Genomic DNA, 20,735 nt, shown 5'->3' with positions numbered 1-20,735 from the left:
AGACTGAAATATCTCTTACCACATGATTCAGGCTGCTGATAAAACAACACCCTGCCTATTCTGGCAGGGTGTTGCTGGATCGCCATATGGTACTGGCCGGGTTATCTGACACCCGGGCCATAAATGTGGCGGGCATCTTCCACGCTGATCAATTCAAATCGCTGATTCAGGCGAGGCAAACCCTCTTTTGTCCAGGTTTCGACAGGCTGCCAAGCTTTGATATTGCCTCGATTCGGGATAGGGCCTTTGATGTCAACCACCCGCCCGGAGGCAGCATTTTCAAGCAACAGGCCACCATGTGCAGCGGTGTCATAGGAGATTTTGTAATCCTGACATGTGCAATCACTTGCTGGGGCAAATTTCAGCGATCCTTTACCGTCATCTGTCAAACGGTATCGATTGGCTGGATTGTCACTTGATACTTCAATGACCTGCTGGCCTCTGGTGCGGCTTGGGCGAATCTTCACTCGTGTCGCATTGGTGATCGGCAAGGTGACGATCCGATCAAAGCCACTTGGCTGCTGTGGTGAGTGATGCGGAATACCAAGCGCCAGATTGTGGTTGATCAGTGGGACGATGTAGAACTCTTTCTCACCAAATTCACGAGTATCTGGTGTATCCGCACCCCAACGGAGCTTACTCAATACCGGATAGTGATCAGACAAATCATCAAGGAACAACCGCCACTCATCCGCCTCGGCCCGGGCCACATCCGTGCCCCATGCACCCGTGGATGTGCTGATCATGTGGACGCGCGGGGTGAGGATACGCGGGATTTGCGAGATGGGCGCCGGTGATCCACCCAGACCGGCGAAGATGTAATCAAGGTATTCAGGACCACCTTCGTAGTTCCAGGTATTGTTGACTACTTCATAGGTAAAGCCAGGGCCGAGAGAAGGTCTGCGATTGTTGAGTTGCTTGTAGGTATATGAGCCTGTGTAATCACTGACGCGCAGTGTATTGAGCATCATATTGTACTCATTGACCTGTTCAGCCTTGTCTGGGTAGTTGACGTTCAGATCCCCCGCCAGAATCCAGCGTTCTTGCTTACGATCGGTAGGCTGCTGATCGTAGTATTCAATGATCTGCTGGAACTGTTTCCTACGGATATCAGGCTCCGCAAATGCCTGGGTATGGGTGCCGATGACGTTGTATTTCTGACCTGCTTTGATGAATGAGCAGTGCACAAACCCCTTGTCAGCGTACTTGTCAAAACCTGCTGCATCTTTGAACAGCCTGAAACCTTCCAGCTTGAAGCTGTGGATACCAGCATTTCTGCGAACACCGATCAAGATACCCGAATCATTCTGGGAGGCAGATCCGCCTTGCGGGCTTGAAAACTCGTAATAACTGGTCAGATCGGAATACTCGCGGATGTATTTCGACACCGACCAGCTGCTATTGGCGACATTGGAAGGCCGCCAGGCTTCAGTGAACACTACGACATCGATATTGGGATCTTGCGAGCTATTTCCGCTACCAAAGTACTTGGAGAAATTTTTGGCACGATCCAGTACATACTTCGAGGTATAAAGCCCCCACACGTTCCAGGTGGCCACATTCAGGCGGTTCGGGTCACTTTTGGCGCTGGGCTCGAACCAACGGAATGGTTCGTCTTCTTCGATCGACAGATAAGCATCGTCATAATTGCCATTGATCACTTGGCGCACCTTGATGCGATACAGCTTGCCATTGGACAACTGCAATGAAACCGTGCGGACAGAGTTGGAATCAGCCTCGGCAATGCTGGCTGCCTCCTGAGTCACTTGATTGAACTTCCGGACAAGCCCTGCGGATGTCTTCAGATTGCTGTTGCTGGCTGTGCCTTTCAGGTTGATATTGAACCAGATTTCATCAGATGCCGAACCCCAGGGACGCAACATCGCCCGCAAATTGTATGTGACACCGTTCTTCACCCCAACATTGCGATTGGTCCACATGACTTGCGTATTCATGTTCTGACCGGGCTCGATCAAATCGTCCACCAGTTTGTAATGTTCACCATTGGTCATTGCCTTGCCAGCGTCGCTGCTGGTTTGTTGCAGCGTGACTTCAAAAGGCAGGTCTGTTGAGTTTGATATGCGCAGTGCTGTCTCAGCGTGCGCCATTTCAATTTGCGCCATCATGGCGGAAACCATGAGTGCAATGACCGACCGTGTGGGGAATTTTTTTGACATGTGAAATCCTTATTTATTGTTTCGTTTGCCAATTACTGGTGAACGTGTGACGCAACCACGAGAAACATACAGATCATGACGATCATGTATTACACTCTCAGCGTGGCAAATCATTGTAATAGAATATGATTTAATTTGCATATACTTGTTCACTACTTTCTTGGCAACAGGTCGCAAGTATGACGTCAACAACAAATTATCATTACCCACAGAACGGCCACCATGGCCGCCATGCATATAACATGCAGCCATTGCACAAACGTGACAGAAACCACTTTCAACCTACACAATCGATGCTCGGATACAGATTAATTCGGACAGCTTGGTACAAAGTAGGTTGCATGCGACTGCCGAACAGCCGTTTACCCCAGACCCATGCTCAATGCAGTTAAGTCGCAGCGGATTGAGACCAGATAAGTGCCTGCCGATGTTGGCAAGGAAGGATGTCATCCGACCCAAGGGTGGTCGGCTACAGGGAGGGGAAAATAGGGTAGTGATATGCCATTAAAAAAGCCCGGTGAGTACACCGGGCTTCCATCCATCAGAATGGCAGGGCTAAATCTGGGGCGACTTCACTCAAGACACGTCGGAAATCGGCTTTGATGGTTTCCAGTGATGCTTCATCATTCGCCTCAAACCGCAACACGATCACAGGGGTGGTATTGGATGCACGAGCCAGACCGAATCCGTCCGCATACTCGACACGCAAGCCATCGATGGTGATCACGTCCAATGGGTTGGTGAACTTGGCGGTAGCCTGCAGCTTATCAATCAGGGCGTAGTGCTCGCCTTCTTTCATTTTGACATTCAGCTCTGGCGTGCTGACGGCATTCGGCAGGTTATTGAGAACCGCGCTCGGGTCATCCACTTCAGAGAGAATCTCCAATAACCGCGCCCCAGCATACAGGCCATCATCAAAGCCATACCAGCGTTCTTTGAAAAACACATGGCCACTCATCTCACCCGCCAGTGCAGCCCCGGTTTCCTTCATCTTCTGCTTGATGAACGAGTGACCAGTCCGACTCATGATGGGCTCGCCACCATGTTCCTTGATCCAAGGCGCCAAGTTCCGTGTTGATTTGACATCGTAAATGATCTTGGCTTTCTTGTTGCGGGAGAGCACATCACCTGCAAACAACATCAACTGGCGATCAGGGTAGATGATCTGCCCATCTTTGGTGACCACACCCAAGCGGTCACCATCACCGTCAAAGGCCAAACCCAGCTCAGCATCGGTGCTGGCCAATGCATGAATCACATCCTGCAGGTTCTCTGGCTTGGCGGGGTCTGGGTGATGATTTGGAAAGGTGCCATCCACATCACAGAACAGCTCGCGCACCCGGCAATTGAGGCGGCGGTACAGCATCGGTGCAAAAGCACCAGGCACGCCGTTGCCACAATCGACCACGATGTTCATGGGGCGAGACAGCTTGATATCCCCCACAATGCGCTGGAGGTAATCCTCGATGATGTTGGCCTCATGATATTGGCCCTCTCCGTGGTGCAGCTGGCCGTTGTCGAGCCGGGCTCGCAAGGCTTGTATGTGCTCACCAGCAAGCGTCTCACTGCCAAGCATCATCTTCAGGCCGTTGTATTCAGGCGGATTGTGGCTCCCGGTCACCATGACACCAGAAAAGGTCTCCAGATGATAGGCCGCGAAATACAACATCGGCGTGGCGACACGCCCCACATCAATCACGTTGATGCCGGCTTTCTGAATGCCTCGCGCCAGTGCAGCGGCAAGGTCAGGGCCGGATAAGCGGCCATCGCGGCCAATCACGATGGCCTTTTGTTTACGGTCAACTGCCTCGGAACCGATGGCATGACCAATCCCCTCGACGATTTCAGGCGTCAAGGACGAGCCCACGATTCCACGGATATCGTAAGCTTTGAAAATTTCCTTTGGGTAACGTGGCATGATTTGCGCCTAGGCTATGACATTCGGCGATGATTCTAACACCAAACCCCCTCCCAGCTGATTACAAGTATGCGCGGAAATGACGTGTCAATCGGTGCGGCAGCCAGTCCAGATGACCCGGAAACTGGCCACTGAGAAAGCCGACATGCCCACCCTGTTCGGGGTATTCTGTTTGCACGGATGATGACACCTCATGCAAGGCGGGTAATACGTGCGCCGGTAGAAATGGATCATTGCGCGCATTCAATACCAAGGTCGGCAGACGGACATGCTTCAGCCACGGTTTGCTACTGGATTGATTCCAATAATCTTCCTTACCCTTGAAGCCATGGATCGGCGCAGTAAAGGCATCGTCGAATGCAGAGAAGGTACGGGCGGCCAAGATACGCTGGCGATCAGCGATATCAGGGAATCGATGCAGTTTATGCAACGCTTTCTGTCGAAGCGTTCGTAAAAACTCACGGGTATAGATGTGCCTGCTCAGACCTGCATCCAACGAGATACCCGCCGCAGCCAGATCCAGCGGCACAGAAACCCCTGCTGTTGCTGACACAATCTGGCCCGCCCGCCCGCCCTGCTCCCCAGCCCATTTCAGCAGTACATTGCCACCTAGCGACACCCCTACTGCAAAAATTGGTGCAATACCCACCTCGTGCCGTAGCCGCCGCAGAATCCAATCCACCTCCGCCGAATCACCCGCATGATAAGCACGGGGCAGGCGATTGAGCTCACCACTGCAGCCACGAAAATGCGGCACCACACCACGCCAGCCGAGCTGCTGCAGATGACGCATCAAGGCCAACGCATAGTGGCTATTGGACGAGCCTTCCAGCCCGTGAAACAGTACCACCAGTGGCGCCCCCATCGGGCCTTCCAGCCAGTCCAGATCAATGAAATCCTGATCTGGCGTTTCCCAGCGCTCACGCCTGTAGCGCAGGTGGGCCGGACGCCTTGCAACTGCCGGAAAGATAGTCTGCAAGTGACCACCAGGAAGCCAGGCGGGGCTTGGATAGCTGTGTTCAGACATGATGCACCTTATCGCCCCAAACGGGCACAGAGTCCGGTCATTTGGTGGCGGTTTGAATCGGGTCTGACAATTTTACTCTGAAATGGATTGTTGTACCGGGTGCAGGCGTTTTGACAGGTGCTTGCGACACTTGCCGGATCTGATTTTGAAATGCTTCCAGATCCCCAGCCCTATCCTCACGGAGGACGCCTGTATTGGGACGACGGATATCCTCCCAACGGATGGCGACAACGTTGCGAGGCCTGACACTGCTTAATATATGAGCGGGATAGCGATCTGCCTTGTAAAAACGGCTGACGCCGAGCAAGGCAACATCAACAGGAGCTTGCTCACTGTCTTTCAGCACCGGCAACTGGCCCATGCCGAAATTGGACGGCGCATCCTGATAAAAAGCTCGGAAGGAAACGGTACCATTCGAATTCAAAAAATCGATCAGCCAAGCATAATTCTCCCCAGCAGGATAGCTACGTGGCAAACGCGGCAATCGAATCTGATCCTCATCCAACCGAGCGGAGGACAGCATGCTGACAGGGCTGATCAAGTCTGTGTCAATTGCCATGAAGCGCATGCGCTTATTCTGTGAATACAACCACTCACCAGCCTTTGATCCAGATGCAGCCTTGGTGATAGCCATCAAACGCTGTCTGTCGATGGCCGGGGCCAACAGATGTACCGCAGTACTGCCACCATAGATCTTGGCAGCAGGCGCATGGGCGGTTGCAATATAAGGAACATCCATCGCCTGGTAGTAATGCGTGCCGGACAGCAGAATGGCCTCCATCCGACTGATATCATCAGTCAGCGCCTGATCGACCCGCTCATATTTGGAGTCGCGAGGAATCAGCAACTCCCATGTTGAGAAATTGCTGACAAAAGGCGAGGTCATGACCATATCTTGACCACGCCTGAGTAATACCCCTCCCCCGCCCAGGTATTTGACCTCAACCTGATCTGGATGCTGCACCACCAGTGGGCTTTTTGATACCACGCCAGGAATCCTGGGCGCTGCAGAGCAAGCCACCAAACCTATTGATAATAACAACACCACCATCCGAGCCATGACTGCCACACCCACTCCCCCAGCACAATTGCTTGTGCAATCCCCCGCAGGCACACCACGCAAAATGATGATGCCGCCATGCCAGATATAGATTTTTATTTTTATCATCAAAAACTTGCCACCTGAACAGCAACAAGCCATTGCCTGCATTCAACCGTACTTGAGCAGATACTTTAATGCAGAGCATACTAAAGCAAACCAGAGGCATCATCAAATGCCACCTGACAAGCGCTTGGCAGAATAGTTGAAATAATGAAGAAAAGGATAGGAAAAGCAAAAAAGCCCTGATAGTTCTATCAGGGCTTTTTAATACTGCTTGAATTGCAACGCTTATGCATTACAACTATATACTGGGGCGAATGATGGGGATCGAACCCACGACACCTGGAGCCACAATCCAGTGCTCTACCAACTGAGCTACATCCGCCATTGAAACCATTTTGGCCTGCCCGACAGGAATCGAACCTGTAACCTACGGCTTAGAAGGCCGTTGCTCTATCCAGTTGAGCTACGGGCAGCCCGTCGGAAAGCCAAACTATGAAACTGAGTCTTAATGGTCGGGGTGGTGGGATTCGAACTCACGACCCCCTGATCCCAAATCAGGTGCGCTAACCAGGCTGCGCTACACCCCGCCTTAAGAGAGGCCGAACTATACGTAACTCTTTTTACGCTGTCAACACTGCTTGAGCGATTCATGCAAAAAATGAGAAAATCGTTTCTGTGCCCGGTGGGAGCCAGCTACGGCTGGCTTTTACTTTTATCTTTATCCAACAACGGCCTATCACGCAGACCCCATCCATGAGCGCTACTATCATCAGCGGCAAAGTTGTTTCCGAATCCATCCTCCACTCCGTTGCGGACCGTGTCAAAGCACGTCAGGCAGCAGGTAAGCGAGCCCCGGCCCTGGCTGTGGTGTTGGTCGGTCAGGACCCGGCCTCGACCATCTATGTACGTAACAAACGACTCAAATGTGAAGCAACTGGCATCCGGTCTCTCTCTTATGATCTGCCAGAAACGACCACCCAAGACGAGTTGATGGCTTTGGTCAAGCAATTGAATGAGGACCCATCGGTCGATGGCATTCTTGTCCAATTACCGCTGCCCAAGCATCTGGATGCGAACGCCATCATCGAAGCCATCCACCCGGAAAAAGATGTCGATGGCTTTCACCCCTACAATATTGGCCGTCTGGTGTTGAAGATGCCTCTGTTACGGCCTTGTACGCCACGCGGGGTCATGACGCTGCTGGAAACCACAGGTGTGGACCTGAAAGGCAAGCATGCGGTGGTGATCGGCGCATCCAATATCGTGGGCAGACCACAGGCACTGGAATTGCTGCTGGCGCGCTGCACGGTGACGGTTTGCCATAGTGCAACCTATGATTTGCCTGGGCTGGTGCGGCAGGCTGATATCGTGGTGGCGGGCGTGGGGCGCCCTCATTTCGTCAAGGCGGAATGGTTGAAGCCAGGTGCGATCGTGATCGATGTAGGCATCAATCGCTTGGATGATGGCAAGGTAGTCGGTGATGTGGATTTCGAGGCTGCCAAGGACGTGGCGGGGTGGATTACACCTGTACCGGGTGGGGTGGGGCTGATGACTGTCGCCACTTTGTTACAGAATACGGCAGACGCCTGCGATCGCCTGGCTCCTTGATTAGGTATCGCGCCAGCTGGCGCACCAACCTGGCCCGCCGTAGTCGGGCCATTTTCAAATCTGGGGCCGCCCTCCCCTCTTGAGGGTGGCTTCTTGCGTACTGTGCATCTCATTTGGCGCATAACGACGCGGCAATCCTTGGCCCGCGTTATACTCTGTGCAATAGCAGCAAATCTGTACTACCGAATTCCATGTTCAATTGGCCAATGATCCACGCGCGCGGCTGCCGTATTGCCTGAGTGACTTGGCCATTCATCTTCACGCGCTCCATGACAGAGGCGTGTTTTTCGAGGTTGTTCAACTATGCTTGAGACACTGTTTGGCTTGGCCACCATCTTCATTTTGCTGGCAGCCGCCGTTGTGGTGTGGAAGCTTGGGCAATTGACGGCATCGCAAGAGTCGCTTTCTTTGTCCATCACGCAATCGCTGGAAGAAAAACATCGTGTGATGGTCGGTGATATCCACCATGTGCTGGGGGATTTCGGGGATCGCCTTGCACGCACGGATGCGGAGAATGCCGAGCGGCTTCGGACTGCGATGACGGAGGCTTTTGAACGGCTACGCAGCGTGGTGGTTGCGGAGCTTCAATTGGCCCGGCAGCAGATGCAGACCGTTCAGCATACCCAGGCCGAGCAGCTGGCCACCAATCGCGAGTACTTGATCAAGCAGCTGGCGGATTTCTCACAAAATCTGAGTGGCCGTCAAGACGCCCTGAAGGAAGAGCTGCTCCGGCGGGTCTTCGAAACCCTGTCTGAACAAGGCAAGCAGCAGCAGGATACGCTGCAGAACACCATGCGGGTGACAACCGAGCAACTGACCCGTGTCATTGAACAGCTGACAACGACCGTTGACACCCGGCTGGAACAGATTTCCGGCAAGGTCACCGAGCGCCTGGATGAGGGGTTCAAGAAAACCAACGAGACATTTGCCAATGTGATGGCACGGTTGGCGGTGATTGATGAGGCACAGCGCAAGATCGATGGTTTGACGACCAATGTGGTCAGCCTGCAGGAATTGCTGGGAGACAAGCGTTCTCGCGGCGCATTTGGTGAAGTACAACTGGAGGCGCTGGTATCGAATATCCTGCCGGCACAGTTCTATAAATTCCAAGAAACGTTATCGAACAAAACCCGCGCCGACTGTGTGTTGCATCTGCCCGAGCCGACAGGCACCGTGGCGATCGATTCAAAATTCCCGCTGGAAAACTATCACCGCATTTTCTCCTCCGAACAGGCATCGAGCGAACGGTTGAACGCGGAAAAGCAATTCAAGCAGGATGTGAAAAGGCATATTGATGCGATCAGCGACAAATACATTGTGCCGGGCGAAACCAGTGATGGTGCGCTGATGTTCATCCCGGCGGAAGCGGTATTTGCCGAGATCCACGCCTATCATCCCGAGCTGGTACAACACGCATTGCAGAAGCGGGTGTGGATTGTTTCACCCACCACCATGATGGCGGTCTTGAACACGGCCCGTGCCGTCATCAAGGATGTTGAGACCCGTCGCCAGGTTCACATCATCAAAGATGCGCTATCCAAGCTGGGGGTCGAGTTCAAACGTTTCGATCAGCGCATGACCAAGTTGGCTGACCACATCCGCATGGCGCATCAGGACGCCGAAGCGGTACAGATCACCAGCCAGAAAATCTCACGCCGTTTCGAAGAAATCGAGCACGTGCGGTTGGAGTCGAATGGAGAGGCTGCACCGCTGCTGGAAGAGAGCGTCAGCAACCTGAAGTGACCCTGAATCCAGCCAGCAGTGAATGGAGAACTGTTCATTGGCAGGCTGGCTCCATGGACATGGTTTTTGGGTGGCAGAGATCTGCAGAATTAGCTAATGTTAATTGACAGATATCTCTCTCCCACGGAGGAACCATGTCCAGAATGCTCATCACCTGCTTCGTCTTGGCAACACTCAGCTATAGCGGCGTAGCCAGCGCATTGACCTTGACCACCGAGGACTATCCACCATTCAACATGCCGACCGATGGCGGCAAGGTCGGCGGCATCTCGACAGAGATTGTGCAAGAAGCGCTCAAACGCGCCAAACTGGACGCGAAGATCGAGTTGCTGCCTTGGGAGCGCTCACTGAGCATGGCGAAGAGCCAGGCGGATGTATGCGTTTACTCCGCAGTGCGCAATGCCGAGCGTGAAAAGAGTTTCAAGTGGGTAGGGCCATTGGTTGCAGATGAAATCACCCTGTTTGCCAAGGCCGACAGCCCTATCAAAATCAGCTCGCTGGATGATGCCAAAAAGTACAAGGTTGGCGCATACAATGGAGACGCCTATGGCGATTTCGCAGAGAAGCAAGGCTTGAAGATGGAACGGGTGGTACAGGATGTACAGAATCTGCCCAAACTAGCTGCCGGACGGATCGATTTGTGGGTCGGGGGCGCCAAGAGCGGCATGTTCAAGGCGGGCCGCGAGGGGTTCAAAGGCAAGATCAAGCCTGTCTTTCAGCTGGGCGACCCAAAGGACAGTGAAATGTGGCTGGCTTGTAACAAGGGCATGGCAGACGAGGTCGTCAACAAACTGAATGATGCGGTGAAATCCATTGTCAACGATGGCACCGCAGAGAGAATTGGCAAGAAATATCAGTGAATTGACGCATAAAAGGGACGGGCTTTCCCTTAAAGCAGTGCCCCTAGAGGCAGTGTTACCCCTTTTGACGGCTCGCATCACTCAGGCTTTGAGCCAGCGCGTTGGGACAATGTGCCATGCAAGCGGCTTACAACAAGGGCTTGACAGGGGAAATCCAACAACAGAACGCAGGCCGCCCGCATCCAGGGCGGCCTTGCTGCTTTATAATGACTTCTTTATCGGCGGCTGGCCGTCGCAATGGATGACTGCCCTGCCATGAATTCAAGGGGGACAAGGTGGAACAAGCGATAGCTGTGTTGTTGGCCAATCCAATCGATTTCGCCTGCCTGCTATTATCGATCATACTCCTGCTGGGCTATCAGCAGCTGTTCCGCTTCAAGACTCGACACAATCCACATTACTCCTTGTTCGGCATGAGCAACGAGGCCCGCAAAGAGTGGTTGACCATGCTCGCCGCCCGTGGGGGTGACGACATCCTGGCGGTTCAGACACTACGGAATTCGACGATGGCAGCGACATTTCTGGCATCGACCGCCGTCTTGTTGATACTGGGTACACTCAGCTTCGGAGCACAAGCCGGGCACAGTGAGAACAGCCACCTGTTTGGTATCCGCTATGGTGATGCGCACAGCCTGCTGTTGGTCAAGGTCATGATCATCGTACTGCTGTTGATTTCAGCTTTTTTCTGCTTCACAACAGCCATTCGGATCTTCAATCATCTGGGATATGTGATTGCTGTCTTCCATGATGCCCAGAAAACGCGAACCGCCCTGCCCCGCGCCATCATGCTGATCAACCGGGCGGGTGGCTATTACAGCCTGGGGATGCGCTGCTATTACTTTCTGATCCCCTACGTATTCTGGCTATTCGGTGCGGGCTATCTGCTGGCCGCCACCATCGGGGTCATGATCGTACTGTATCGGATTGATCGTGCCCCAGCCCTACAGATGGATTGTGATCACTGAATCGACGGGCAAGCAAACGGAACAACTTGCACGTTCAGTATAATTTCTGTATAAATATACAGCCTTTGCTGGCGCCGGATGCGCCATGGCGATTATCTCGTAATTGATTGACTTTTCATAGGACATGACGCAGATGGACGACAACAAGAACAAGGCGCTCGCCGCCGCTCTGGCGCAGATCGAGAAGCAGTTCGGCAAGGGCTCGATCATGAAAATGGGCGAGAGCCAGATCGAAAACGATTTGCAGGTTGTATCCACCGGCTCGCTCGGCCTCGATCTGGCCTTGGGTGTGGGCGGCCTGCCCAAAGGTCGTATCATCGAAATCTATGGTCCGGAATCCTCCGGCAAAACCACCCTGTGCCTGCAAGTAGTGGCCGAAGTGCAAAAAATGGGTGGCGTGGCAGCATACATCGACGCCGAAAATGCACTTGACCCGACCTATGCAGCCAAATTGGGTGTGAATGTGCCCGAAATGTTGATCTCCCAGCCTGATACAGGCGAGCAGGCACTGGAAATCTCCGACATGCTGGTACGCTCTGGCGGGGTGGACATCATCGTGATCGACTCCGTAGCAGCCTTGGTGCCGAAGGCGGAAATCGAAGGTGAAATGGGTGACAGCCATGTCGGCCTGCAAGCCCGCTTGATGAGCCAGGCCCTACGCAAATTGACCGCCAACATCAAGCGCACCAACACCTTGGTGATCTTCATCAACCAGATCCGGATGAAGATCGGCGTGATGTTCGGCAACCCGGAAACCACCACTGGCGGCAATGCGCTGAAATTCTATGCATCGGTGCGCCTGGACATCCGCCGGGTCGGGTCGATCAAGAAGGGCGAAGAAGTCATCGGCAACGAAACCCGTGTCAAGGTGGTCAAAAACAAGGTATCCCCCCCCTTCCGCGAAGCCATGTTCGACATCCTCTACGGAGAAGGAATTTCACGCGAAGGTGAAATCATCGAATTGGGCGTTCAATACAAGATCGTCGAGAAGGCAGGAGCCTGGTACTCCTATGGCGGCAGCAAGATTGGCCAAGGCAAAGACAATTCCCGCGAATATCTACGCGAAAATCCTGCCATTGCGCAGGAAATCGAGAACAAGATCCGTGATGCCGCTGGCGTCAACAAAACTTTTGCCAATGTAGACGCAGCAGATGGCTCAGAGGATGAGCCCGCGTTCTGATCAGACTGCCTCGCTGCGTGAGCGGGCAATGCGTCTGCTCGCCCGTCGGGAACACTCACGTGCGGAGCTGGCCGCGAAACTCGCCCGTTTGACTGACAATCGTGATGAAGTAGATGCGCTGCTGGAACAATTGCATGGCGAAGGGTGGCTATCCGACACCCGCTTTGCAGAGCAAGTGGTGCGACATCGGCAAGGGCAAGTCGGTCTGAGACGGATTCGTCAGGAACTGCGGGAAAAAGGCGTGGCCAGCGAGGTGATTCAAGCCGAGCTGGCCGCCGTCGAGCAGGATGATCTGGCGGTTGCCCGAGCATTGTGGCTGCGCAAATTTGGCCATCAGCCTCAAACAGATAAGGAAAAAGCGAAGCAAGTACGATTTTTACAGAGCCGTGGCTTCGGCTATGATGTCATCCTCAAAATCTTGCGGAATCTGGAGGATGAATGAAATTCACAATAGGCGGATTGATCTTGCTGGCGCTTGCGAGCCTGGCCCAGGCCAACAATTATGAGAAGCGTGTTGCCTATTACCAGACCTTGGAAGGCATGCCTGAATACATGCCTACCTGTATGGCGGTGGTAGATGATGTCATCAGCAAGAGCAAGCCCTATGATCGTGTTGGCTATGTGGATTCCGATCAAAAAGATGTCCCCAGTTATCAATCTGCCAGCATTGTCCCGTTCAATCAATCCTTCAGTCGCATCAAGCCACGCAAGGTCGATAAGTTGGTCACCTTCAAGGCCATTGCCAGAAAACGTCAGCAAGGCACGCAGTGGGCTGCGCTGGAGATCCGCTGCGGCCTCAAAGACGGGAGAGCCATCGCAATCGACTACCGGGAGACCGGTGTGTTGCCACCAGCCATGCAATAGGTTGATGCAATTGAGTTGCTTGGTTCGCAATTCGACCTACACCTGCGTTCCAGGGTTGGCTGCGGCTTATACAGCGTCGGCATGTGAATCCAACACAAGCTATTGTCACCACCAAGCCAGGACCGGGCTCCAGTGCAAGGGTTTGTTTTGAGAGGACCCGGTAAGCAGCCCTCAAGTCATGGCATCAACCAGGTGTTTGAATATGTCTGGCGCTGATGTGGATGGTCTGTATGCCCCCCTTGCTCTACTGGCATGATCCGTATGGCTGCCGTTGGTCATTAGTGAGCCGTAAGCCCAAAACACGGTACACCGCATGCGGATCCATCCCATTGCTTGCAGCCCAGGCCCCCGCACAATACAGCGCACCCTGAATCAGCCGCCGACAGATCAGTGTGGGATTTGCTGCAAGGCAAGCTGCTCCTTGGCCAAGTCTCCCAATCGTTGCAATGCCGCTTCGACCTTGGCGGACCACCGCAGACCACAATTGATGCGCATGCAATGGCCATACGCATCCTGGCTGGCTGAGAACAACACGCCGGGTGCGAAAGGGATGTCTTCGACAATGGATCGGCGCAGCAAGGCGACGCTGTCAAATCCCCTTGGGAATTCAATCCACAGCACGTACCCACCTTGCGGAACAGTCAACCGCGCACCACTTGGAAAGTAACGCAAGATGGTGTCAGCGTATTTGTGGAGCTGTCCTTCCACCGAACGTCGCAACTTGCGGAGGTGGTGGTCATACCCACCACTTTCCACAAATTGCGCGAGGGTGAGCTGCAACAACTCGGGGGTGGACATGGAGCTGATCATTTTCAGATTCTGCACCGTTGCATAATATCGGCCCGGCGCTACCCACCCTACCCGGAACCCAGGCGCCAGCACTTTGTTGAACGATGAACAATAGAGCACATTACCCGTGGTATCAAAAGCCTTGGCGGGGCGAGGGCGCTGGTCGGAGAAATGAAAGTCGCCGTAGATATCATCTTCAATCAATGGGATATCGCGCTCGGCCAGCAGCTCGACCAATTTCCGCTTGTTCTCTTCGGGCATCAGGCTTCCCAATGGGTTGGAAAAGTTTGCTACCACCACTACAGCCTTGACATCGCTGGTACGCATCGCCATCTCCAGTGCATCCAACGAAATGCCGGTCACCGGATGAGTCGGGATCTCCAACGCCTTGAGCTTGAAGCTCTCCAATTGCTGCAACAAGCCGAAATATGCAGGCGACTCGATTGCCACCACGTCGCCTGGACGAGTCACCGCCTGCAGGCATAGATATAGCGCTTCGATGCAGCCATTGGTGATGACGAGATCGTCCGGGCGCAACAAGCCGCCCCACTCGAACGAACGTCGTGCAATCTGACGCCGTAATTGGGCATTGCCAGGCGGAAACGCGTACGAGCCGATCATGCGCGCATGTCTGCGCGCGGTAGAGGACAGAATCCGTTGCAATGTCTGATTGGGGAACAAGTCCGGGTCGATGGCCGCACACCCCAGCGCAGCCCCCTCGCCTCGTTGCGACAGGTACAGAATCTGCCACCGTAGTTCATCGATCTCGACCTCACAAGGGGTGGCTGCGGGCTGGGTGATGGCGGGCTCTCGCCAATGGATCGCTGGGCGGCGCACATAGAAACCCGCCTGAGGACGCGCCTCGATCAACCCTCGATCCTCCAGTACGCGAAAGGCCTGGATCACCGTTGACAAGCTGACATCACGTTGGCTGGACAGCTTGCGGATCGATGGCAATTTATCGCCCGACTTCATTGCCCCACTGGCGATCATACCGGCGATTTCACTGGCCAGTGATTCATATAGCAACCCGCTTTTTTCAACAGTCATGACATCCCTCCTGCCCACAGTGTCCTCAATACCAACGCAACCAGCCAGTAACAGTTCACCGTTTACCTGAGCATAACAGTATGCATTGAGGTTGCACTGTACCCCCAAAAAACACAACAGTCTGCGGCTGATATTGTTGTCATTGAAACCTTACCATGTGTTTCACCAGCTGGAAGCTGGTCAATCACCTGAGAGGAGCCACACCATGAAAACCTTCCAACTTGCGTTGCAGACTGTATTGAAGCTGAATGACGGCCAAGCAGCTGTCATTACCTGCACACGTGGCATGGTCTGGCTGACGGAATCAGGTAAAGATATCGTGCTGAAATGCGGGGAACGCTACCAGCTACATGGCAAGGATATGGCGGTGATCGAGCCCCTGGCCCACAGCACGATTACAGTTGAGCATCCGACCTTGCTCAAGCGGCCTTCAGCGTTCAATGGCATCCCGTCTCCACGTACAGAATGAGGCAGCACCACGGGCCTGGCATCGCGTGCAGATTCTGTCGTTGCCGGCCCGGCTCCAGCGCTGGAGTCCCCTCCCTGGCGGGCAGATTGGACACCCTCATCCATCCCCGCTATCGACAGGGTCGTCATTCGATATTTGCATAACACTCATCGGCATACCAAACTGAAGCAGCTACTAGGTTCTGTTGAAACGATTTTGTGACCAACGCTGGCCAGTGCGACCTGGGCCTAGTTGCAAAGCGCACCGCATGGTGAGCCATGCACCTAGCTTGCTGCACCAGCACAAGCCAGCGCGCAGGTTGACACAGGTGATGAGGCCATATCACCGGAACCTAATTTGAGATGCCTGCCATGATCGACCAGAATCTGAAAGCCCAGCTGGCGGAGCTGAACCCCGAGGCATTGCAAGATTATCGAGATGCCTTTGAGGAAACCCAGCACGAGATTGAGCGCCATGTCAATCTCCTGCTACGCAACCCCAATGATAATAGTCATATTCATACGCTGTTCCGTGGTCTGCACACGCTGAAAAGCAATGCGGCCATGTGTCAATTGCAGTTTCTGGTCGATTTTGCCCATCCATTGGAAGATGTCATGGGCTCGGTGCGAGCTTGTGCATTGAATTTCACCCCGGCACTCGCGGAGGTGCTGCTGCTGGGTGTGGATCGCCTGAAACAAGCGGCGGACGCCGCCGCTGCCAACCGCGCATTGGACGGGCTGGACTTGGTCAAGATCGCCAATGGTCTGCGCACCCTGGCCAGAACCCCGCCTCAACAGGCGGATGAACTGGCGGCCAGGCTGATCCATCTGCTGAGTGGCCACGAAGTCACCCCGCCAACAGACACATCCAATGCGCCCCCCACACCAGCCCATGTCTCCGCGATATCGATACTGGCAAACGAAGCCGACCACCCCGCCAAGGCCGATTTACAGTATTTTCGGCAACTATCTGTCCTGACCGACCGTCGCTCCCCTTTCTGGGACAGCCGCACCAGCCGCCTATTGCCATTGGCGCTGGACACCAACGCGGCAGCCGGTCACCCTGTTGATCCTGTGCAGCTGGAAGGCGCGCTCTACATGCACGATGTAGGCATGGTCTTTTTGTCAGAAAACATCTGGGCGAAACAAGGCAAATTGACTGATATGGAGCTGCGCGAGATGCGAACACATCCGGTGATCGGCTCGGAAATGCTCAAGCGGATGGCAGGCTGGCAGGCAGCGGCGCAAATGGTGCTGGAACACCATGAGCGCATCGATGGGACGGGCTACCCCAATGGGCTGAAAGGCGAGCAGATCAGCCCAGGGGCGCAGCTATTGGCCATTGTCGATGCCTTTGAGGCGATGACTCATGAACGGGGCGACCGATATCATAAACGGTCGATCATCCGCGCCATCACCGAAATCAATGCATGCGATGGGCAATTCGGGCGGGAATGGATACCCGCATTCAATCAGGTTGTCCGCAGGCTGCTGGATATCGGTGAATGACAACCGGCACCCGCCCTGCTACATCGAGCAGCGGGCAGGGGTCAGCCCGCAGCACGGATGACCATGCGGGCACGATGCCGCTCGCCAGGAGCCAGCTGTAGCGTATTGTCCGCTGCGTTGCCACACTCTACACACACCATCTGCTGATAACCGGCATCGGGCATATCCGCCATCTGGGCGCATTTTTCCGCACCTGGGTTCCACACGATCGTGCTCCGGCAACCCTCTGACTCGATATTGATGGCAGGCCGCCCTTGCTCATGGATCTGCATGGGTTGCTCGGTGTGGAGATAGATCCGGTCAACCTCTCCGGCGAACACAACAGGCCCGGCTTGCAGCTTACGCTGTGAGCCCGAGACCTTATCCAGATAATTGAGCTGATCCAGACCGCTGATTGACGCTTGATCAATCTGTTTGACCGGGAAGTAGCTATGCAAGGCGTAGCTCAGCTCAAATGGCTGTGTGTCCAGATTCTCCACCTCGAAATACAGCTCGCACTCGACACTGAAAGCAAAAGTGAGTCGAGCCTGAAAACGATGCGGCCACAGCGCCTGGGTCTGCTCGTCATCTTGCAACATGAAGCAGAAGCGCATAGACATCGCATCCGCCTGAGCCATCTCCAACCGCCAGGGGAGCGTTCTCGCGAACCCGTGCTGCGGCAACTGCGGCTGCGTGGGATGGGGGCCAAACCAAGGGAAACAGACTGGTATACCGCCCCGGACCGATTTGCCCGGCTTCAGAATGGCGTTCGATGACATCCACAGCAATGGCTGGCCACCGCGTGGCTGAAACTGCAACAACTGCGCACCTTGCTTCGTCAGCAATGCCTGAAACATCGGGTGATCGATCTCGATCAAGGGTAGACCATCTGCGGACTCGGTCTGTTTGATATAGGGCAATGCATCAAGTGAGGAAGGATTCATGTCAGTGAGCCACCGTTGGGAAGATGTTATTTGCCTGGATTCAGTTGACAGGGGTTGACTGGCCCGAGCCACCACTATATCAACAGGCGAATACTTCGGCCACGGCAAACTGACTTAGTTCAATTTATTTCAACGAGGTGTTCAGATAATAAGTACCGTCGGCAGCAGGCTGGCCCGCGACGGAGAGCAAAGGGCGCAACACCGCAGCCTGTGCAGGATCAGGCCGTAACTGCAGGTGAACCGACAGCCCTTCTTTCTGCGACCAGGTGCCATCACCGCTGACATTCAGGGCGCCGGACAAAGTGCTGACTTTGCCACTGAAACCACGCGGCCCTGCTTTGGCCTCCAGTCGATAGTCGCCCAGCGTCGGTAGCGACACCATACCAGATGCCGCCTGGCGCCACTCAATGACCAGCTCACCGCTGGCCACGCCACGATCCCACTCGAACTGCTGCGTATTCAGCGCACCTTGCCCTGTCAGCTGGTACAGGCCAATGGGTTTGACTACCTGACCCAGCAGCGGCAACGGCAGGGACAGCTGCGTCTCCTTCAGTAAAATCGAATCAGTATCGGCCACCACTTTTGCCTTGCCCTGCGTGGCTTGCAGGTCGATGCCCAATCGGCCTGTCAGCAGGCGCCAGGCAGAGAGTGACCAGTCCAGCTTGTCAGCCAGCACCTGTCCATCCAATGTCAGTTGCTGAGCATGTCCCTGCCAGATACTACCGGACAACCCGATCAGCCCGATCCGACCAGGCAGCACCTTATCCAACACCATTGGCAACAAGCTGGCAGGGGCGGTGGACACCAGGAACAGCAGGTACAACAGGGCGATCACAAGGATCTTACGGATCATGGACGAACCGCCTGCAACTGCGCCTTCACCTGTCCAGGGTCCTGCAATGCATCCACCTGCAGCGTGGTCACGTCGATGCCTTGCTCGTCGTGCAGCCTGGCAAGGGCGGTCGTCAACGCGGCAAACGATGCCTGCTTGATATCGGCATTGGCCTGGCTGGCATTGCCACTCACCTGCAGGTCATTGATTCCAGCGGCCCGCAGTGTGTTTTCCAGTGCGGTCTGCACAGGCTGCTTCCCGACCTTGGCCGGCATGCCCTTGACCTGTTCGACAATACCTTTCAGCTCGACCAGATCCTGCTGCATCCGTGGCACCATACGGGTCAATCGCTTGCGCTCGGCCAGTATCGGGTCCCAGATCAGGGCATACAACAAAGCAATCAGCAAAAATATGCCGCCGATCATCAGGATCAAGCGCTCACGCGGCTCGCGCTGCTGCCAGAATTGAAGTAATTGCGCTTTCATTGGGCTTTTCCCGCAATGGTGAATTTAGCGACCATGCCACCACTATCAGCCGCCGTGACCGATTCCAGTTTGGCTGGCAGATTGGCGGTCTTCAGGCGCTGCAGCAAGGCATCCGCCACCGCTTGACTGGCCACTTTACAGTCCAGCTTCAACCCACCCGGGCCGTAATCCAGCCGGATGGCGGTCGCATCGCCCAACAACGGCCCCAGCGGCAGCAAGCGACCAATCAGGCTCTCCGGCGCTGGCGCACGGGCATCGGGTGCTTTGACGATCAATTGTTTGGCTTGTGCCAAGGGGTCAATGATCGGCCCGACGGGCATCACCTTCCGCAGCTCGGCTTCCATCTGCTTGTTGAGGCTTTTCCGTTGTGCCGACAACATGCCCCAATCCATGATGGTGGCGCCCATATAGATTGCCAATGCAATCCCAGCCAGCCACAGGGTTGGCTTGAAGCGTTTCCAATCCACCTCGATGGTCTGTGCACCGCCGAACTCACCCTGCAGCAAGTTGACCGCGCCATCATGCACGCCAGCCGCCCCCCAATCCAGCAGCGGGGCGGATTCGATCGCCACCCCGATTGCATGCCATCCGGCTGGCACGCCGCCCTCACCCACATGGAACACCAGTTTTTCCGGTGGCTGGCTGGCATGCTTCAAGGCCAGCACGATCTCGGCGGGCAGCTGGCTGCTGCTGGGGTCAAAGCTGACGCCTTCGTTCGGGCCAGTTCGCAGATAGCCTTGTTGCTGGTCGATCACACCATGCCAGCTGGTATCTCCAGCCGGTAACATGGCCGCCATGCTGTATGCCGCGACTGGCTTCAATCCCAGCTGCTGCAGGGCATCCAGGCACCGCTTCAGGAGTGGCTTGCCCATGACCACAACCGGGAAACGCCTGTCCTGCGGCGCACCCAGCGCGATATGGGCCTGCTCGGGCGCCGTCATCAGACGCTCTTCCAGCGCAAAGGCCGCCACTTTGCTGGCTTGCTTGCGGGATGTAGTCGGCAGAGTGATTTCGGTATGCAAAGTCTGGGCGGCGGGCACAATCAATTCGACGAATCGACTCTGCCGATAATGGCCAGGGTCGCCCTGGCCCCGCTCAAGCACACGGCCATCTGCCTGGGTAACCACCCAATCGATCTGGGGCTCGTCCAGACCTGGCCCTTGAGATATGGAAAGACGTAAACGATGCACGCTGGCTGTTCTTCTTCTCAGGCCGGGCGGCTGCCCGGCGGGTTGCAGGCAGGTGAGATCACC

18 protein-coding genes and 3 tRNA genes are annotated in these 20,735 nt (G+C 54.9%); 9 read left to right on the top strand and 12 right to left on the bottom strand.

Going from position 1 to position 20,735, the window contains the following annotated elements; translation table 11 throughout:
- Positions 1-101: 101 nt before the first annotated feature.
- The 7 genes from HNQ59_RS05775 to HNQ59_RS05745 all read right to left on the bottom strand — a co-directional run bounded on the left by HNQ59_RS05775 (position 102) and on the right by HNQ59_RS05745 (position 6,814).
- Positions 102-2,177: an endonuclease/exonuclease/phosphatase family protein gene (locus tag HNQ59_RS05775; RefSeq protein ID WP_184036367.1), complete on the bottom strand. Its 2,076-nt coding sequence runs from the start codon at positions 2,175-2,177 to the stop codon at positions 102-104.
- A gap of 541 nt (positions 2,178-2,718) precedes the next feature.
- Entirely contained in the window at positions 2,719-4,095 is a 1,377-nt protein-coding gene (locus tag HNQ59_RS05770; protein ID WP_184036365.1) for a phosphomannomutase/phosphoglucomutase, read from the bottom strand.
- 61 nt (positions 4,096-4,156) lie between these two features.
- The gene (locus HNQ59_RS05765) at positions 4,157-5,122 is read right to left on the bottom strand and encodes a hydrolase (RefSeq protein ID WP_184036363.1); all 966 of its coding nucleotides are present in this window, start codon (positions 5,120-5,122) and stop codon (positions 4,157-4,159) included.
- 37 nt (positions 5,123-5,159) lie between these two features.
- Positions 5,160-6,290, bottom strand: coding sequence for a hypothetical protein (locus HNQ59_RS05760; RefSeq protein WP_184036361.1), 1,131 nt, complete (start codon positions 6,288-6,290; stop codon positions 5,160-5,162).
- 243 nt (positions 6,291-6,533) lie between these two features.
- Positions 6,534-6,609, bottom strand: a tRNA-His gene (locus HNQ59_RS05755).
- Between the two features lie 14 nt (positions 6,610-6,623).
- A tRNA-Arg gene (locus tag HNQ59_RS05750) sits at positions 6,624-6,700 on the bottom strand.
- A 36-nt stretch (positions 6,701-6,736) separates the two neighbouring features.
- Positions 6,737-6,814, bottom strand: a tRNA-Pro gene (locus HNQ59_RS05745).
- A gap of 166 nt (positions 6,815-6,980) precedes the next feature.
- Between HNQ59_RS05745 and folD the strand changes: the two genes are divergently transcribed.
- The 7 genes from folD (at position 6,981) to HNQ59_RS05710 (ending at position 13,447) form a co-directional block, all read left to right on the top strand.
- A complete protein-coding gene (gene folD, locus HNQ59_RS05740) occupies positions 6,981-7,835 on the top strand; it encodes a bifunctional methylenetetrahydrofolate dehydrogenase/methenyltetrahydrofolate cyclohydrolase FolD (RefSeq protein ID WP_184036359.1) in 855 nt (284 codons plus the stop codon).
- A 303-nt stretch (positions 7,836-8,138) separates the two neighbouring features.
- Complete coding sequence (locus HNQ59_RS05735) at positions 8,139-9,578, top strand: DNA recombination protein RmuC (RefSeq protein WP_184036357.1); 1,440 nt, start codon at positions 8,139-8,141, stop codon at positions 9,576-9,578.
- Between the two features lie 134 nt (positions 9,579-9,712).
- The gene (locus HNQ59_RS05730) at positions 9,713-10,438 is read left to right on the top strand and encodes a substrate-binding periplasmic protein (RefSeq protein ID WP_184036355.1); all 726 of its coding nucleotides are present in this window, start codon (positions 9,713-9,715) and stop codon (positions 10,436-10,438) included.
- Between the two features lie 275 nt (positions 10,439-10,713).
- Positions 10,714-11,403 (top strand): DUF599 family protein, encoded by a 690-nt coding sequence (locus HNQ59_RS05725; RefSeq protein WP_184036353.1) that lies wholly within the window; start codon positions 10,714-10,716, stop codon positions 11,401-11,403.
- 133 nt (positions 11,404-11,536) lie between these two features.
- Positions 11,537-12,583: a recombinase RecA gene (gene recA / locus HNQ59_RS05720; protein WP_184036351.1), complete on the top strand. Its 1,047-nt coding sequence runs from the start codon at positions 11,537-11,539 to the stop codon at positions 12,581-12,583.
- The gene (recX, locus tag HNQ59_RS05715) at positions 12,567-13,025 is read left to right on the top strand and encodes a recombination regulator RecX (protein ID WP_184036349.1); all 459 of its coding nucleotides are present in this window, start codon (positions 12,567-12,569) and stop codon (positions 13,023-13,025) included. Before recA ends, recX begins: the two co-directional genes overlap by 17 nt.
- Positions 13,022-13,447 carry a BspC domain-containing protein gene (locus HNQ59_RS05710; protein ID WP_184036347.1) on the top strand — a complete coding sequence of 142 codons (426 nt, stop codon included), beginning with the start codon at positions 13,022-13,024 and terminating at the stop codon, positions 13,445-13,447. Before recX ends, HNQ59_RS05710 begins: the two co-directional genes overlap by 4 nt.
- 387 nt (positions 13,448-13,834) lie before the next feature.
- Here the strand turns inward: HNQ59_RS05710 and HNQ59_RS05705 are convergent, their stop codons facing one another.
- Entirely contained in the window at positions 13,835-15,286 is a 1,452-nt protein-coding gene (locus tag HNQ59_RS05705; RefSeq protein WP_184036345.1) for an aminotransferase-like domain-containing protein, read from the bottom strand.
- A gap of 205 nt (positions 15,287-15,491) precedes the next feature.
- On the opposite strand from HNQ59_RS05705, the gene HNQ59_RS05700 reads away from it, so the two are divergent.
- Both HNQ59_RS05700 and HNQ59_RS05695 read left to right on the top strand, forming a co-directional pair.
- Positions 15,492-15,755 (top strand): DUF2917 domain-containing protein, encoded by a 264-nt coding sequence (locus HNQ59_RS05700; protein ID WP_184036343.1) that lies wholly within the window; start codon positions 15,492-15,494, stop codon positions 15,753-15,755.
- A gap of 350 nt (positions 15,756-16,105) precedes the next feature.
- Entirely contained in the window at positions 16,106-17,242 is a 1,137-nt protein-coding gene (locus HNQ59_RS05695; RefSeq protein ID WP_184036340.1) for an HD domain-containing phosphohydrolase, read from the top strand.
- 41 nt (positions 17,243-17,283) lie between these two features.
- On the opposite strand, the gene HNQ59_RS05690 is transcribed toward HNQ59_RS05695, so the two are convergent.
- From HNQ59_RS05690 to gspL, 4 genes are all read right to left on the bottom strand, one after another.
- Positions 17,284-18,165 (bottom strand): D-hexose-6-phosphate mutarotase, encoded by an 882-nt coding sequence (locus HNQ59_RS05690; protein ID WP_184036337.1) that lies wholly within the window; start codon positions 18,163-18,165, stop codon positions 17,284-17,286.
- Between the two features lie 124 nt (positions 18,166-18,289).
- On the bottom strand, positions 18,290-19,018 hold the full coding sequence (locus HNQ59_RS05685) for a type II secretion system protein N (protein WP_184036336.1): 729 nt from the start codon (positions 19,016-19,018) through the stop codon (positions 18,290-18,292).
- On the bottom strand, positions 19,015-19,482 hold the full coding sequence (gene gspM / locus HNQ59_RS05680; RefSeq protein ID WP_184036333.1) for a type II secretion system protein GspM: 468 nt from the start codon (positions 19,480-19,482) through the stop codon (positions 19,015-19,017). Before gspM ends, HNQ59_RS05685 begins: the two co-directional genes overlap by 4 nt.
- Positions 19,479-20,672: a type II secretion system protein GspL gene (gene gspL / locus HNQ59_RS05675; RefSeq protein ID WP_184036330.1), complete on the bottom strand. Its 1,194-nt coding sequence runs from the start codon at positions 20,670-20,672 to the stop codon at positions 19,479-19,481. Before gspL ends, gspM begins: the two co-directional genes overlap by 4 nt.
- Positions 20,673-20,735: the final 63 nt, after the last annotated feature.

The organism is Chitinivorax tropicus (assembly GCF_014202905.1).
GTDB lineage: Bacteria > Pseudomonadota > Gammaproteobacteria > Burkholderiales > SCOH01 > Chitinivorax > Chitinivorax tropicus.
The sequence above is the reverse complement of the archived record's forward strand: the minus strand, read 5'-3'. Positions and strand labels throughout refer to the sequence as shown.